At 37.7% G+C, this 15469-nt stretch carries 16 protein-coding genes; 9 read left to right on the forward strand and 7 right to left on the reverse strand.

Annotated elements, in window-relative coordinates:
- The first annotated feature begins 9 nt into the window (after positions 1–9).
- The gene (locus tag ACS125_RS12610) at positions 10–744 is read left to right on the forward strand and encodes a histidine phosphatase family protein (protein ID WP_151962710.1); all 735 of its coding nucleotides are present in this window, start codon (positions 10–12) and stop codon (positions 742–744) included.
- Positions 745–801: 57 nt separating this feature from the next.
- Here ACS125_RS12610 and rpsT read toward each other — a convergent pair whose 3' ends face one another.
- Entirely contained in the window at positions 802–1068 is a 267-nt protein-coding gene (rpsT, locus tag ACS125_RS12615) for a 30S ribosomal protein S20 (RefSeq protein WP_004792670.1), read from the reverse strand.
- 212 nt (positions 1069–1280) lie between these two features.
- Here rpsT and ACS125_RS12620 point away from each other — a divergent pair, with 212 nt between their 5' ends.
- The 8 genes from ACS125_RS12620 (at position 1281) to ACS125_RS12655 (ending at position 10538) form a co-directional block, all read left to right on the forward strand.
- Positions 1281–1946 (forward strand): NAD(P)H-binding protein, encoded by a 666-nt coding sequence (locus tag ACS125_RS12620; RefSeq protein WP_174759480.1) that lies wholly within the window; start codon positions 1281–1283, stop codon positions 1944–1946.
- 12 nt (positions 1947–1958) lie between these two features.
- Positions 1959–2465 carry a ribonuclease E activity regulator RraA gene (rraA, locus tag ACS125_RS12625; RefSeq protein WP_005304796.1) on the forward strand — a complete coding sequence of 169 codons (507 nt, stop codon included), beginning with the start codon at positions 1959–1961 and terminating at the stop codon, positions 2463–2465.
- Positions 2466–2486: 21 nt separating this feature from the next.
- On the forward strand, positions 2487–3269 hold the full coding sequence (locus ACS125_RS12630; RefSeq protein ID WP_174741122.1) for a glutathione S-transferase N-terminal domain-containing protein: 783 nt from the start codon (positions 2487–2489) through the stop codon (positions 3267–3269).
- A 142-nt stretch (positions 3270–3411) separates the two neighbouring features.
- Complete coding sequence (locus ACS125_RS12635; RefSeq protein WP_151963295.1) at positions 3412–4344, forward strand: Dyp-type peroxidase; 933 nt, start codon at positions 3412–3414, stop codon at positions 4342–4344.
- Positions 4345–4426: 82 nt separating this feature from the next.
- Positions 4427–4783, forward strand: coding sequence for a hypothetical protein (locus tag ACS125_RS12640; RefSeq protein WP_004792661.1), 357 nt, complete (start codon positions 4427–4429; stop codon positions 4781–4783).
- Positions 4784–4917: 134 nt separating this feature from the next.
- The gene (gene mfd / locus ACS125_RS12645) at positions 4918–8379 is read left to right on the forward strand and encodes a transcription-repair coupling factor (protein ID WP_443272452.1); all 3462 of its coding nucleotides are present in this window, start codon (positions 4918–4920) and stop codon (positions 8377–8379) included.
- A gap of 201 nt (positions 8380–8580) precedes the next feature.
- Positions 8581–9015 carry an HIT domain-containing protein gene (locus tag ACS125_RS12650; RefSeq protein WP_004792657.1) on the forward strand — a complete coding sequence of 145 codons (435 nt, stop codon included), beginning with the start codon at positions 8581–8583 and terminating at the stop codon, positions 9013–9015.
- 56 nt (positions 9016–9071) lie between these two features.
- On the forward strand, positions 9072–10538 hold the full coding sequence (locus ACS125_RS12655) for an adenylate/guanylate cyclase domain-containing protein (RefSeq protein ID WP_023274248.1): 1467 nt from the start codon (positions 9072–9074) through the stop codon (positions 10536–10538).
- Positions 10539–10589: 51 nt separating this feature from the next.
- Here ACS125_RS12655 and fdx read toward each other — a convergent pair whose 3' ends face one another.
- From fdx to ACS125_RS12685, 6 genes are all read right to left on the reverse strand, one after another.
- Positions 10590–10928, reverse strand: coding sequence for an ISC system 2Fe-2S type ferredoxin (gene fdx, locus ACS125_RS12660; RefSeq protein ID WP_004792653.1), 339 nt, complete (start codon positions 10926–10928; stop codon positions 10590–10592).
- A 17-nt stretch (positions 10929–10945) separates the two neighbouring features.
- On the reverse strand, positions 10946–12805 hold the full coding sequence (gene hscA, locus ACS125_RS12665) for a Fe-S protein assembly chaperone HscA (protein ID WP_312821835.1): 1860 nt from the start codon (positions 12803–12805) through the stop codon (positions 10946–10948).
- A gap of 38 nt (positions 12806–12843) precedes the next feature.
- Complete coding sequence (gene hscB / locus ACS125_RS12670; RefSeq protein ID WP_005304822.1) at positions 12844–13362, reverse strand: Fe-S protein assembly co-chaperone HscB; 519 nt, start codon at positions 13360–13362, stop codon at positions 12844–12846.
- Positions 13363–13445: 83 nt separating this feature from the next.
- Entirely contained in the window at positions 13446–13766 is a 321-nt protein-coding gene (iscA, locus tag ACS125_RS12675; RefSeq protein WP_238611192.1) for an iron-sulfur cluster assembly protein IscA, read from the reverse strand.
- A 30-nt stretch (positions 13767–13796) separates the two neighbouring features.
- Positions 13797–14183 (reverse strand): Fe-S cluster assembly scaffold IscU, encoded by a 387-nt coding sequence (gene iscU, locus ACS125_RS12680; protein WP_004792646.1) that lies wholly within the window; start codon positions 14181–14183, stop codon positions 13797–13799.
- A gap of 67 nt (positions 14184–14250) precedes the next feature.
- Entirely contained in the window at positions 14251–15468 is a 1218-nt protein-coding gene (locus ACS125_RS12685) for an IscS subfamily cysteine desulfurase (RefSeq protein ID WP_004792644.1), read from the reverse strand.
- Between the last annotated feature and the right edge of the window lies 1 nt (position 15469).

Consider the following 15469-nt stretch of genomic DNA (forward strand, 5'->3'; position numbering starts at 1 on the left):
AAGATAACAATGGCACTCGATTTATTGCCTAAAAGTATGTTTGAAGCAATTGATTTATTGCCCGATGCTTCAACTCCCGTGACCTTATTTACGCGCCATTCTCTAAGAGAACTTGTAGACGGGCAGGGTTTAGCAGGATATGACCTCCAACTTACTCCTCAAGGGCGTGAGCTTGCACAGGCATGGGGTAATTATTTAATTAAAAATACAGATCGTGTTATCCAGCATTGTATTTCAAGTCCAATACAACGTTGTGTCGATACGGCTGCGCTCATGATTGAAGGGGCTGATGATGTAAGTCCCGAATCTAATACGCATACCATTGAAATTATTGAGCAAGGACTACTAGTTGAACCCGGTAGCTTTGTACTAGATATACAGCAAGCTGCTCCTTATTTTAAAAAACAAGGCGCCTTGGGTTTTATTAATAGTTTTGTTAATAATGCATTACCCGGCATGAAACACCCCATTACTGGTGTTTTAGACGTGCTAGAGCTTATTTACCATACTCATCCCAAAACTCAAGGTGGGCTTAGTTTAGCTGTCAGTCATGACACTATTATTGCTGCGATTGTTGCTGTAATTTCTGGTGAAAATAAAATTAAGAAAGAAGATTGGCCTGAAATGATGGAAGGCTTATTTGTATGGTTTGAAGGTGAAGAGTTTCCAAATTGCAAATTAAAATGGATTTGGAGAGGTAAGGCCTATGAGCTGAATGTAGCCAAATTTAACACAGGGCTATAAGCTCAAAAACGATAGGTAATAAAAAAAGCCCAATAGGGCTTTTTTTACATGCTTCAATTAGTTAGCTAACGCTTTAACTTGAGCATTTAAACGGCTCTTATGACGAGCAGCTTTATTTTTGTGGATGATGCCTTTATCAGCCATACGGTCGATTACAGGAACAGCTTTTTTGTAAGCTTCTGTAGCAACAGCATGATCACCACCAGCAATTGCACTTAAAGTACGTTTGATGTATGTACGAACCATAGAACGCAAGCTTGCGTTGTGTTTACGTGCAGTAACGTTTTGACGCGCACGTTTTTTAGCTTGAGCAGAGTTTGCCACTCTTGCACTCCTTGAAAATAAGTTGGTCTGGGCGGGCTGTGGTCAATCCAGTAAACTGGTGTAACCATCACCAGCCCGTAAACAAGTGCCATATTGTGATGAATAGACACCGTGAAGTCAAGCCTTGCGAGCATTTTAAGCGGTTTTAGGGGCTGCTAAAACCGTAAGAAAAGGTTAAATTTGATACAAACTTAAAGAGGGTTGGATAAAAAATGACTATAAGTACGAAAAAAGCAATTGTGATAGGTGCTACAGGACTTGTCGGTTTAGTTCTTGTTGAACAGCTTGAGCAAACACCAGAATTTGAAGCGATTACTGTTGTGGTAAGAAAAGAATCACAACTACTTAATACATATAAAAAAGTTAATCAGCTGGTTATAGAAGATTTCTTAATGTTGAATGATGAAGATGTGAACGGTCATACTCATGCATTTAGCTGTGTGGGAACAACATTAAAAAATGCAGGCTCAAAACAGGCCTTTTACGCTGTGGATTATGAAATTAATGCTCATTTGGCAGATTTGGTACAAGATAAACATATTCATTTATTGTTAGTGAGTGCACTTGGTGCAAATGCCAATTCACCGATTTTTTATAATAAAGTGAAAGGACAACTAGAAGATTATATTGAAAGTCTACAACTCGAGAAATTATCTATCTTTAGACCATCTTTACTTATTGGTAAACGCAGTGACGTACGGCTTATTGAGGACTTAGGGCAAAGTCTATTTAAATTTATTGAGAATAAATTACAAAAACCATTCAAATATAAGCCTGTTACTGCGGAGCAATTGGCTCATACGATGGTCGTAGCGGCGCTAACGCAAATTGAAGCCTTTAAACGATATGATAATCTGAGCATACAGAAAACTCGATAAGGGAGAATGAAAGTGTCGACAGTACCATTTGTAACATGTGATTTATTAGATGATAACCCTGAAAAAGATTTACAAGTTGTAATTCCCTCAATGGATGGAAAGTTCTTTCAAAGCTATGGTGCACGTAAAACTTTTGGGGGGCAGGTTGTAACAGTAAAGTGCTTTGAAGATAACTCACGTGTAAAAGAGTTATTGGCAACAGATGGTACAGATAAAGTATTAGTGGTAGATGGCGGTGCATCTATGCGCTGTGCACTCATGGGTGATTTGATTGCTGAGTCAGCAGTTAAAAATAACTGGAATGGTGTCGTGATTTACGGTTGTGTACGAGATGTAGATGCGCTTGCAACTTTGGATTTAGGCGTACATGCATTGGCTGCAATTCCGCAAAAAAGTAATCGTAAAGGCATTGGTGAAGTAGATATTAATTTGTATTTTGGTGGTGTCACAATTCAATCTGGTGATTTTATCTATGCGGATAATAATGGAATTGTGATTGCAAAAGAAAAATTAGTCTAATTCTCTCATACAAAGGAACGCATGATGGTGATTCATCAAATTAAAGTACTTCAAGCAGTTGTATCTGCAATTGCCGAAGGTGGTAGAGGTGTTACAGGAACAGCATTTCCACAGCAACCTGTAAAAGCTTTAAAACTATATGAATTTGAAGGTTCACCATTTTGCCGCCGCGTTCGTGAAGTGATTACACTTTTGAATTTGGACGTGGAAATTTATCCATGCCCTAAAGGTGGAACAAAGTATCGTTCAGTTGTAAAAGAAAAAGGTGGGAAATTACAATTTCCTTTTTTAATTGATGAAAATACTGGTGATCAGCTATATGAATCACAAGATATTATTCATCATTTATTTAAACACTACGGTAAGACTGGAAAGACACCTCAGAAATTTTCGAGTTACCCGAATATGCCATATGTGGCATTTGCAGGGACCATATTAAATGGTGCTCGTGGAGTTTGGATCAATAAAAAAATTGTTGATAGAGCTGCGCCTGAGCAAAAACTTGAGTTATGGAGCTTTGAAGCAAGTCCTTATTCAAGAGTCGTAAGAGGTTTACTTTGTGAGCTTGAGCTTCCATATATTTTGCATAATGTGGCAAAAGAAAGATGGCAAGATATGGGACCTGCCATACTTCGTTTAAAGCCAGGTAAATATATACCTTTAAAAGATGGAAAAAGAGAAAAAATATTGCCTATTATGCAAGGTAAAATGCAGGTGCCGTATTTGGTAGATCCAAATACTGGAGTGAAGATGTTTGAGTCTGCTCAAATCGTAAAATATTTAAAGAAGCAGTATGGGCGTTAATTAATATCTATTTTAGTAAGAGTTTAAGGTGCTTTACTTAAACTCTTACTAATCTCAGATTTCATTACAAGATATATGAAAAGAAAATGAGTATGCTAAATTAATAAGGTTAATTACCTAAAAGGCATATTTTATGGAATGTATGAGAATTCAGCCTGTAACGAGCGCTCCTGGTGAAAATGCATTATTTATTGTATTGGGACTAGCTCAAGGTGATTCTGTAATAGAAAAAGTAAAAGATTTTGCTGCTAATTTTTCAGCGTTAACCAGAAGTCTGTCTAATCGTTACCCAGAAACTAAATTTAATGCAACGTTGGGTTTCAGTTCAAATGCATGGGATATTTTATTCCCAGAGCAAGCGAAACCTCAAGAGTTACAACCATTTCAAGAAATTAGAGGCCCGAAATATACGGCTGTCTCAACTCCGGGTGATTTATTTTTTCATATTCGTGCCGATCGTCAGGCTTTATGCTACGAGCTGGGCAATATAATTAATCAACAGCTTGGTAAAGTAACGTATCCAATTGATGAGGTTAATGGTTTTCGCTATTTTGACGGGCGTGCAATTATTGGCTTTGTTGATGGGACTGAAAACCCTGAACCCGTTATTGCAGCGCAGTGGGCATTAGTGGGTAATGAAGATCCTGATTTTATCGGGGGAAGCTATGCTTTTATTCAAAAATATACACATGACATGGAGAAATGGCGTTCATTAACCGATGAAGAGCAAGAAAAAGTAATTGGGCGCAAAAAGTTTAATGATGTTGAACTCGGTGATGATGAAAAGCCTTTAACTGCTCATAATGTTGTAAGTAAAGCTCATGATGCAGAAGGCAATGAGCTTAAAATTATGCGAGCTAATATGCCTTTTTCAAATCCGTCTAGAAATGAATATGGCACATTCTTTATTGGTTACTCACGTAAATTTAGTACAACCAGACAAATGCTTGAAAACATGTTTTTAGGCAATGAGGATGGTAATCTTGATCGGTTGCTTGACTTTAGTACTGCTCAGACTGGTACCTTATTTTTTGTACCAACTGTCGATTTTCTTGATGATTTAGGCGATGAATAGTCGTTAAATTAGAATGCTTAAGTCATGGAAGTAATTAGATTGCTTCCATTGCTTAAATTTAAAATTAATATGATGTGATGAAATGTTTAAGAAGATAACTCAGCTTTTTCAAGGCTCAAAAGAAACGCCAGAACAACTTTACTTGCAAGAGAATCAATTAAAATTTGATTCTGAACGAGGACCTATCATTAACGATGTAGTAATCAATGAGAAATGGTCAGAACATCTTGAGTATTTCTCAAACCGCAAATTACAAAATTTTGATAATCTTCAGAAGTTATTCCTCATTACTCCACAAATTAATGAAAAAATTGATCTGGAAATCGCAACCCAGCGCTATGTAGAAAGATTAGGAAATACACAAGAAAAGCTACTTCAGCTTAAAGCGATTATACAAATATTAAATCAATATTACGTTTTGTTTTTGCGTGATAAATAATCATAGTTAATTGATTAAAAAATATAAAAAGTAGGGCTAACTAGTAGTTTGATTTTCAAAAAAATAACTCAATTCACTAAAAACATCATGCTACTATTAGGCCTATATCTTCTTAGCTGATAAAAGCCATATACATGTTTCAACAAGAAATCTCTCAATTGAATTTACAACAGCTCAAGGCCGGTGAAAAGCGTTGGGTGGGGTCGTTATTAGGTTCATCTGCTGCATTATTATTTAAGGAAATTGCTGTTCAGCATTCGTCTTTACTTGTTGTGGTTGCCAGAAATAACCAGCATGTAGCTCAATTAGAAAGTGAACTTGAATTTTATGGCATAAAACCAACAATTTTCCCGGATTGGGAAATCTTACCGTATGACCGTTTGTCACCTCATCAAGATATTGTTTCAGAACGCCTCGCAATTTTATCTAATATGCCTCAGAAGGGTGTATTACTCCTTTCAGCAAGTACTTTAGCTCAAAGAGTTGCGCCATATTCATGGGTTTTGGGTGAACATTTTGATATTCGTGTAGGTCAAAAATTTGATTTAGAACAGCAAAAATTACGTTTGGTACAAGCTGGTTATCATTTGGTAGATACTGTTTATGATCACGGTGAGTTTGCTGTGCGTGGCAGTATTATGGATATTTTTGCGTCAGGACAAGAAGCACCTATCCGTATTGATCTGTTTGATGATGAAATTGATACATTAAAATTCTTTGATCCTGAAACACAAAGAACGACTACCACTTTAAAAAGTTTTACAGTTTTACCTGCAAAAGAATTCCCATTAAAAGAAGCTCGCTCAATTTTTAGAGATCGATATTCTGAACTTTTTCCGACTGCTAATCCTAAGAAAAACCCGATTTATCAAGATGTCTTAGAGGGAATTGCTTCACCAGGAATTGAATTTTATTTACCATTATTTTTTGATAAAACACAAATGCAATCGCAAAGTACACTTACAACGTACTTCCCAAAGAATTGCATTGTAATTACAACTAATGATGTAGACACCGATTTAACTAATTTTTGGAAAGAAGTTTTCCGTCGTTACGAAGACAGACGTCATAATGTAGATCAGCCAATTCTTCCTCCTGAAGAATTATTTATTGCACCAAACCATTTACTCAGTGCTTTAAACCAGTTTCCGCGTATGCTTGTAAGTGCCGAATTGGTTGAAGAAAAAGCTGGCGCATTAAATCTTAAGGCAGAACAGCCGCCAAAATTAGCAGTCGATCCGAAAAAAGAAAAACCGTTTACCGTCGTCAAAAAATATATTGATGAAGCAAATCATCCCGTTTTATTGGTTGCAGAAAGTGCAGGCCGACGTGAAAGCCTAAGAGATGGTTTGCGTGCCAGTCTAGGAGATATCCCTAGCGTAGACAGTTTTGAACAATTTCAAACGAGTCAGTTTGCGATTGCTATTACAAATGCACCGCTCGACCGTGGCTTACTTTTAACAGACCAATTAACGGTTATTTCAGAAAATCAGTTATATGAACATCGGGTAGTTCAGCGTCGTCGTAAACGTCAGCAAGAAGTTTCTGAAGAGTTCTTAATTCGCAGTTTGACTGAACTCAGTATTGATGCCCCAGTTGTCCATATTGATCATGGTGTGGGACGTTATGCAGGATTAGTTACTTTAGCAATTGAAGGGCAAGATTATGAATTCTTGCAACTCAATTATGCTGAAGGGGCAAAAGTTTATGTTCCTGTGACTAATTTGCATCTTATCAGTCGCTATAGTGGTGGTGATCCCGATCTAGCGCCACTTCATAAAATTGGAAGTGATGCGTGGAGTAAAGCTAAACGTAAAGCTTTAGAACAAATTCATGATGTTGCAGCCGAATTATTACATATACAAGCACGTCGTCAGTCAAAACCTGGTTTTGGTTTCGAACTCGATCAATCACTTTATATGCAATTTGCCAGTGGATTTGCCTACGAAGAAACACTCGATCAGGCCAATGCTATTGAAGCAACACTTCACGATATGCAGCAAGCTAGACCTATGGATAGACTTGTTTGTGGTGATGTAGGTTTCGGTAAAACTGAAGTGGCAATGCGAGCCGCGTTCGTTGCTGTGCAAAATGGCAAGCAAGTTGCTGTTTTAGTGCCGACAACTTTACTTGCGCAACAACATTATGAATCTTTTAAAGATCGTTTTGCTGATTGGCCTGTGCGTATAGAAGTGCTATCACGCTTTGGCTCAAGTAAAACCCATACAAAAAATATTGAAGATTTAATTGCTGGTAAAGTCGATATTGTGGTGGGAACACATAAACTTTTACAGGAAAATGTGCAATTTAAAGATTTGGGCCTCATGGTTGTCGATGAAGAACATCGATTTGGTGTACGTGATAAAGAGCGTATCAAAGCATTACGAGCAGATGTAGACATGTTGACGCTTACAGCAACACCAATTCCGCGAACTTTAAATATGGCTTTTTCGGGAATGCGTGATCTATCTATCATTGCTACACCGCCAGCTCGTCGTTTAGCTGTTAAAACCTTTGTGCAAGAGCATACAGAAGCCTCTGTTAAAGAAGCGATTTTGCGTGAGCTACTACGTGGTGGCCAAGTATATTTCTTACACAATGAAGTCGATACGATTGAAAGAGCCGCTGAAAACATCCGCGTTCTTGTACCTGAAGCTCGTGTGGCAGTTGCACATGGGCAAATGAGAGAAAGAGAGCTCGAACAAGTGATGCAGCAGTTCTATCACAAAGAGTTTAACGTATTGGTATGTTCAACCATTATTGAAACCGGAATTGATGTTCCAAACGCCAACACAATTTTGATAGAAAGGGCCGATAAACTTGGTTTGGCTCAATTACATCAATTACGTGGTCGTGTAGGACGCTCACATCACCAAGCTTATGCTTATTTGTTAGTTCCTTCTATAAAACACTTGAAAGGTGATGCAGAAAAACGTTTGGATGCAATCCAACGTGCCTCTACACTCGGTGCTGGCTTTATGTTAGCTACAGAGGATTTAGAAATTCGCGGTGCTGGTGAGCTTTTAGGTGAACAACAAAGCGGTTCAATGCAGGCAATCGGATATAGCTTGTATATGGAAATGCTTGAAAAAGCCACTAAGGCAATTCAGCAAGGAAAAACACCGAATTTTGATGCGCCTTTATCGCTGACTGCGGAAATTAATTTACATATTCCGGCACTGATTCCAGATGAATATTTAGGAGATGTGCATCAGCGTTTATTGTTCTATAAACGTATTAGTAATACAGACACACAAGAAAAACTCGATAATATCCGTATGGAACTTATTGATCGTTTTGGGGTTCCTCCGCAATCGGTTAAACATTTGTTTACTGTCCATCAGATTCGCTTGAAAGCAGAACAACTGGGTATCACAAAAATCGATATTAATACTCAAGGTGGTAATATTGAATTTTCACCTGATACACCTGTTCAAGCGATTAGCATTATTCAGCTTATGCAAAAGCATCCGACCTATTATCGTATGGAGGGCGGACAGCGTTTAAAAGTTATGGTTCAGTTAGAAGAACAGGAAAAGCGCATTCAATTTATTAATGATTTATTAGCTAAATTATTAAATGAATTACATGCTTAAATAGTGTTTCAAAGTGATTTTAATCCCATACAAATTTTTTAAAAGCTGATATCAGAATTTTATGCACGATTTCTCGGATCACAGGAGGAATAAGTGCATAAAATCATTGTTATTTGTAATCAAACCAGCCACTAGCAATACTCACATCAAAACTGATGTGATAGTATTAGCCATTATTGTTTATTGTCATTTATAAAAGATATGTTTAGTTTGCATCCACAACTTGCTCAAGATACTTTTTTTGTCGGCGATTTTCCGCTTTCAACATGTCGTTTAATGAATGATATGCAATTCCCGTGGTTGATTTTAATCCCTCGTGTACCGGGAATCACAGAATTATATGAATTGAGCCAAGCTGATCAAGAACAGTTTTTACGTGAATCAAGTTGGTTATCTAGCCAGCTAGCTCGAGTATTCCGTGCTGATAAAATGAATGTTGCAGCTTTAGGTAACATGGTACCTCAGTTGCATTTCCATCATGTTGTACGTTATCAAAATGATGTTGCATGGCCTAAGCCAGTTTGGGGAACACCTGCAGTTCCATACACAAATGATGTACTGGCTCATATGCGTCAAACCCTTATGCTTGCTTTACGTGGTCAAGGTGATATGCCTTTTGATTGGCGCATGGATTAAATCAATGCAATGCCACATTTATATGAATGTGGCTACATTGAGGTATGGAGGACAGGGTGCAATTAGAGAGGTTTATCGATAGAGAGCCTAAGCAGTTTGCATATTTTCATCGTTTGATGGGATATTCAATTCTGTCCTTAATTTTAGTGATCTATGCTTTTACCTCACCTAATACAAATTATCAGATCTATGTTCCTCCTTTCTTTCTCTTTTTACTTTTTATTAGTTCGAAGTTAGAACATTGGCTTCAATACCAATTTGATAAGAAAACTCAAAAAAGTGTCTTTTTTGCAATTGATGCAATTGTTGTAGCAGTTACCTTAGCGGGTCTGCATCTTAATTTAGTGCCTACATTTATTGCAGTATTTGCATTATTTTATTCTGCAATTAATAGTCGTATTTCTTTCGCAGTTATTTGTTTGACGAGCCTATTAGGCGCGATAATTTTTTATTTAAGTACTTTTTTCCTATTTGGTTTTTATACATATTTTGAACCTACTAGCCAAGAGTTAACTGTAATTACACTCTTGGGTTTAGTGATGTTTATTACCATTGGAAATTACTACCAACATCGTTGGGTTAAAAAAATCAGTCAGCAGCGTCAACATTACTATGATCAAATGACCCGTTATATTGCTTTTGCTAATCAGTTAAGCCGTTATGCGCCACTACAGTTGTGGCAATCTATCATGCGCGGTGAGGCAGAAGCAAAAATTGAATATAAACGAAAAAAAATGACTGTATTTTTTTCGGATATTCAGGGTTTTACAGAATTATCAGAAACTTTAATTCCTGATGATTTGGCATTTTTGCTTAATGACTATCTAAGCCATATGACGGAAATTGCCAAGCAGTATGAAGCTACTGTCGACAAATTTATGGGGGATGCGATCCTCATATTTTTTGGTGATCCGAATTCTCAGGGTGTAGAGCAAGATGCAAAAGCCTGTGTAGAAATGGCAATCGCTATGCGTCAGCAAATGAAATTGCTACGTGAGCGTTGGAAAAAAATGGGGTACTCAGCCTTACATATTCGCATGGGAATTAGTACTGGTTACTGCCACGTAGGGAATTATGGGGCAACACATCGTATGGCTTATACTATTGTGGGCCGTGATGTGAATTTAGCAGCTCGTTTACAATATGCTGCTGAAATAGATGAAATTTTAATTTCAGATGATACTTATCAATTAATCAAAAGTGATTTTCTTTGTGCTCCAAAAACACCAATTTACTTAAAAGGTATTCAAGGTGCTGTGAAGACATGGCAGGTAATGGAGAAATACACAGGGAATAAGTCAGATCATCAGCAATGGTTCGACTATGAATATAAAGGCTTCCATTTAGTCCTTAATTTAGAAGAAGTACAAAACTATGAGTACCCTGAGTTAGTAGAAGTACTTGAGAAAATGATTCAACGACTTAAAGTTCAACAAACTTTAATTAATACTCAAGGTATTGCACGGTTAAGACTTGAAGATGAAGTTAAACCTATTGAAATTGATCAACAAGATCAGGTTTAAAGCTTAAAATGTGAAGTAAAAAAAGCTGCTTTTAAAAGCAGCTTTTTTATTTTAATGGCTTTCGGATGCGTGATTGATTGTATATTTAGGAATCTCAATTTCTAAATCTTCATCAACAATCTTCACTTGGCAAGAGAGACGAGAATCTGGTTCAAGACCCCAAGCGCGATCTAAAAGATCTGCTTCAACATCATCCATTTCCTCTAGGCTGTCAAAACCTTTGCGAACAACTACGTGACAAGTTGTACAAGCACACGACATGTCACAAGCGTGTTCAATTTTAATTCCTCGATCAAGCAAACTTTGACAAAGATTTGCATTTTGTTCAACTTCAAATTCTGCGCCTTCAGGGCAAAACTGAGCATGAGGAAGTACTTTAATACGGGGCATATTGATCACCTATACCTTTAGTTTGAATTTGACCAATCTTCAAGTTTTGTACCTTTTAAGGCGTGGTCAATATGTCGATTCATACGTAATGCGGCAAAAGCATCACTATGTACTTTAAGTTGTTCTACAGCTTTTTCAATTGCTTGAATATCATTACCTTCAAGCTGAACTTTTAGCAAATTTTCAGCAGTTTTAAGTGCTTCAAGCTGCTCATTATTAAGCAAATCAGCATCAACTTTGAGAGCTTGTTCCAATGCTTCAAGTTCACGTTGGGCTTCAACTTTGGTTTCTTTTAAATGGCGTAGATTTTTATCTTCTTCCGCGTGTTGGAAACCTTCAATTAATAAGCGCTCAGTATCAGATTCTGATAAACCATAAGATGGTTTAATATCAATTTGAGCCTGTACACCAGAAGTTGTTTCACGAGCTGAAACAGTGAGTAGACCATCTGCATCAACCTGAAAGGTAACTTCAATACGTGCTTGACCAGCAGTCATTGGTGGAATGCCGTGAAGGACAAATTTTCCTAATGAACGACAATGTTCTACCAAATCTCGTTCACCTTGAACCACATGAATAAGCATGGCAGTTTGGCCATCTTGATAAGTTGTGAATTCTTGACGACGAGCAACAGGAATAGCAGTATTACGTGAAATAAGGCGCTCTACTAATCCACCCATGGTTTCTAGACCAAGTGAAAGAGGAGTTACGTCTAAAAGTAATGAACCGTCTTGACTGTTTCCAATTAATTGGTTGGCAGTAATCGAAGCACCAATTGCAACCACTTCATCAGGGTTGATCGTGCAAAGAGGTTCTTGGTTAAATACATTACGAACCGCTTGTTGAACAGCATACGAACGCGTAGAGCCACCCACTAAAACAACATTTTGAATATCTGATAATTCAAGTTTTGCATCACGTAAAACACGCTTACAAACACTGATTGTTTTATCTAAAGCAACTTGAATAATACTTTCAAAAGTTGGACGGTCCAATGTTAATACATTTTCAAGTAATTTTAACTGAACTGATTCTTGAGTAGATAATTGTTCTTTAGCTTGACGAGCAGCAACCATAAATACTGCATATGCTTCATCGCTCAAAGTATCAATATCTAACTGCTTTTTAGCCCATTTAACAATGAGACGGTCTAAATCGTCACCACCTAGAGCAGTGTGGCCACCTGTAGCTAATACTTCAAAGACACCTTGTGAGAAACGCAAGATTGATACGTCAAAAGTACCGCCACCTAGATCATAAATTACGTAGTTATGATCTGTAGCTAAATTAGTTTCTTGGTCTAAACCATAAGCTACAGCAGCAGCGGTTGGCTCATTTAATAAACGTAATACATTCAAACCAGCAAGTTGTGCTGCATCACGAGTTGCTTGTCGCTGAGCTTCATCAAAATAGGCAGGAACAGTAATAACTGCACCATTTACTGGATTTTGTAGACTAGTTTCAGCACGGTCTTTTAATTGTTTTAAAATTTCTGCAGAAATTTCAACAGGGGTTTTACGACCAGCACGTGTTTCAAAAGCTGGCATCTCATTTTCAGACCCCATTAATTCATATGGATGCTGAAATTTGATATCTGCTTTTGAACGACCCATAAAGCGTTTTACAGAAACAATTGTATTTTTCGGGTCGGCAATAAGGAAAGGCTTTGCTTCTTCACCGTAGTGAGTTGCATCATTTCCATAGTGCACAATAGAAGGAAGGAGTCTTCTTTCTTTTTCATCATTGAGTACTTTAGGCTTGCCTGATAACACTGTCGCAACTAAGGAGTGTGTTGTTCCTAGGTCGATACCAATCGCAATGCGGTGTTGATGTGGGGCACTGGATTGACCCGGTTCAGCAATTTGCAAAAGTGCCATGAGTTAAATCCCTTGAATATAAATTGGAAAAAGCAAAATTAAAAATCGTCGTCTAAATCAAAGTTGTCTTCGTCATCCAACATTTGATCTTCTGCTTTTTCAATATCATTAAGAACGCGCTGAAAGAATCGTAATTTACGTACAGTATCGCGAGCTTCACCCCAGTCTTCATCTGAGTAATCAATTTTAAATTCGCGAACTAAACTTTCTATCCATTGAAACACTTCTTGTTTAAGAGTGCTTAGATGTTCTGGGGAGGTTGCTTCATCAAGTTGCTCACGAAGTTCCAAAGCTGATTGTAAGAACTCAAAATCGCTAATAGATTGATCAAGGTGATGATCTTGCTTTTTTAATGCTAAAAGATAAGCTGCGCGGCTATCTACTTGCGATAATGTTTTAAAAGCTTGATTGATTTCACTTGATTTGATCAATGCCTGATTTTTATCTTCTGCTTTATCTGGATGATATTGCTGCTGCAAATTCAAGAAACTAGATTTTAAGCTCGCCAAATCGATATCGAGTTCTACGGGTAAATTGAACAACTCAAAATGATTCATTAGAAAGGAGGTCCACGTTAATTAAATACATTAAAACAGTGCTATAAAAGACACTGTTTTAATGAGAGATGGAAGGAGATGGGTTATACAGTGAAAGACTCACCACAACCACATTCACCTTTTTTATTGGGGTTGTTAAATTCGAACCCTTCATTAAGGCCATTTTTGACGTAGTCCATTTCTAAGCCTTCTAAATAGACATGACTTTTTGGATCTACAAATACCTTAACGCCAAATTGTTCGAAAACTTCGTCATGTTCATCGATAGAATCAACAAATTCAAGAACGTAAGCCAACCCAGAACAGCCAGAAGTTTTCACACCCACGCGAATGCCTTCACCCTTACCTCTGTTCTTGAGGTAATTGCTAATATGAGTCGCAGCATTTTCAGTTAAATGAATCATGAAAACTCCAACGTTTACAGTAATAACAAATTAAGCTTTTGATTTTTTAGTGCGGTAATCTTCAATCGCAGCTTTAATCGCATCTTCAGCTAGTACAGAGCAGTGAACTTTTACAGGTGGAAGAGCAAGCTCAGTTGCGATATCAATATTCTTGATTGCTTGAGCTTCATCAAGAGTTTTGCCTTTTAACCACTCAGTTACAAGTGAGCTAGAAGCAATTGCTGAACCACAGCCATAAGTTTTAAAGCGTGCTTCTTCAATCACACCGCTATCGTTTACTTGAATTTGTAAACGCATCACGTCGCCACATGCTGGTGCACCCACCATGCCTGTACCTACATTTTCAGAGTTTTTGTCTAAAACACCAACATTACGAGGGTTTTCGTAATGATCAATTACCTTTTCGCTATAAGCCATTTCGCTTCTCCAAACCTCGGGGTCAGCCTAATATTAATATGAGGGTAAAAACACTAATTTCAATGAATTAGTGTTCAGCCCATTCAACTGTAGAAAGATCGATACCTTCTTTGTACATATCCCAAAGCGGAGAAAGTTCACGTAATTTCTCAACAGCGGCTTTGGTAATTGTAAGCACATGGTCAATATCTTCTTCAGTTGTGTATTTACCAAAACTGAAGCGAATAGAGCTGTGTGCTAGCTCATCAGATAAACCTAATGCGCGAAGAACGTATGAAGGCTCTAAAGTTGCAGAAGTACAAGCAGAACCACTTGATACGGCTGCATCTTTGAGCGACATCATTAAAGATTCACCTTCAACAAAGTTAAAGCTGACATTTAAATAGTTAGCAACGTTTTGAGTTGGATGGCCATTTAAGAAAACTTGTTCAAGATCTTGTAAACCATTCCAAAGCTTGTCGCGAAGCTTGCGAATACGCTCTTGTTCTGCTTGCATTGTTTTGCCAGCAATTTCAAAAGCTTCACCCATACCTACAATTTGATGAGTCGCTAAAGTACCAGAACGCATACCACGTTCATGACCACCGCCATGAATTTGTGCTTTCAAACGAACACGTGGGCTACGACGTACATATAATGCACCGATACCTTTTGGACCATAAATTTTATGAGCTGAGAAACTCATTAGGTCAATTTTCATAGTAGATAGGTCAATTTCAACTTTACCAGCAGCTTGAGCAGCATCTACATGAAAGAAGGTTTTATTGGCACGTGTTAATTCACCAATTGCTGCTACATCTGTAACTGTACCGATTTCGTTGTTTACCATCATAAGAGAAACAAGAACAGTATCAGGACGAAGGGCAGCTTTTACCATTTCAGGGGTAATTAAACCAGTTTGTGGTTCTGGTTCTAAATAAGTAATTTCAAAACCTTGGTCTTCTAATTCACGACAAGGATCTAGAACAGCTTTGTGTTCAATTTTACTTGTAATGATATGCTTGCCTTTAGATGCATAAAACTGCGCTACACCTTTTAGAGCAAGGTTATCTGATTCAGTTGCACCAGAAGTCCAAACGATTTCACGTGGATCAGCTTTAATTAAATTTGCAACTTGCTCACGTGCATATTCAACTTTCTCTTCTGCCTGCCAGCCATAAGCGTGGGAACGAGATGCAGCATTACCAAAGGTACCGTCGAAAGTTAAACACTCCATCATACGTTCTGCAACTTGTGGATCTACTGGAGTGGTTGCTGCGTAATCAAGATAAATTGGACGTTTCATA

This window comes from Acinetobacter sp. PFS20 (assembly GCF_052261015.1).
Lineage (GTDB): Bacteria > Pseudomonadota > Gammaproteobacteria > Pseudomonadales > Moraxellaceae > Acinetobacter.

Bases quoted from the DNA above. Each gene is read 5' to 3' on its own strand.
- ACS125_RS12610 (WP_151962710.1), top strand. From the start codon at position 10: ATGGCACTCGATTTATTGCCTAAAAGTATGTTTGAAGCAATTGATTTA.
- ACS125_RS12620 (WP_174759480.1), top strand. From the start codon at position 1,281: ATGACTATAAGTACGAAAAAAGCAATTGTGATAGGTGCTACAGGACTT.
- ACS125_RS12630 (WP_174741122.1), top strand. From the start codon at position 2,487: ATGATGGTGATTCATCAAATTAAAGTACTTCAAGCAGTTGTATCTGCA.
- ACS125_RS12635 (WP_151963295.1), top strand. From the start codon at position 3,412: ATGAGAATTCAGCCTGTAACGAGCGCTCCTGGTGAAAATGCATTATTT.
- ACS125_RS12640 (WP_004792661.1), top strand. From the start codon at position 4,427: ATGTTTAAGAAGATAACTCAGCTTTTTCAAGGCTCAAAAGAAACGCCA.
- mfd (WP_443272452.1), top strand. From the start codon at position 4,918: ATGTTTCAACAAGAAATCTCTCAATTGAATTTACAACAGCTCAAGGCC.
- ACS125_RS12650 (WP_004792657.1), top strand. From the start codon at position 8,581: ATGTTTAGTTTGCATCCACAACTTGCTCAAGATACTTTTTTTGTCGGC.
- fdx (WP_004792653.1), bottom strand. From the start codon at position 10,928: ATGCCCCGTATTAAAGTACTTCCTCATGCTCAGTTTTGCCCTGAAGGC.
- hscA (WP_312821835.1), bottom strand. From the start codon at position 12,805: ATGGCACTTTTGCAAATTGCTGAACCGGGTCAATCCAGTGCCCCACAT.
- hscB (WP_005304822.1), bottom strand. From the start codon at position 13,362: ATGAATCATTTTGAGTTGTTCAATTTACCCGTAGAACTCGATATCGAT.
- iscA (WP_238611192.1), bottom strand. From the start codon at position 13,766: ATGATTCATTTAACTGAAAATGCTGCGACTCATATTAGCAATTACCTC.
- iscU (WP_004792646.1), bottom strand. From the start codon at position 14,183: ATGGCTTATAGCGAAAAGGTAATTGATCATTACGAAAACCCTCGTAAT.
- ACS125_RS12685 (WP_004792644.1), bottom strand. From the start codon at position 15,468: ATGAAACGTCCAATTTATCTTGATTACGCAGCAACCACTCCAGTAGAT.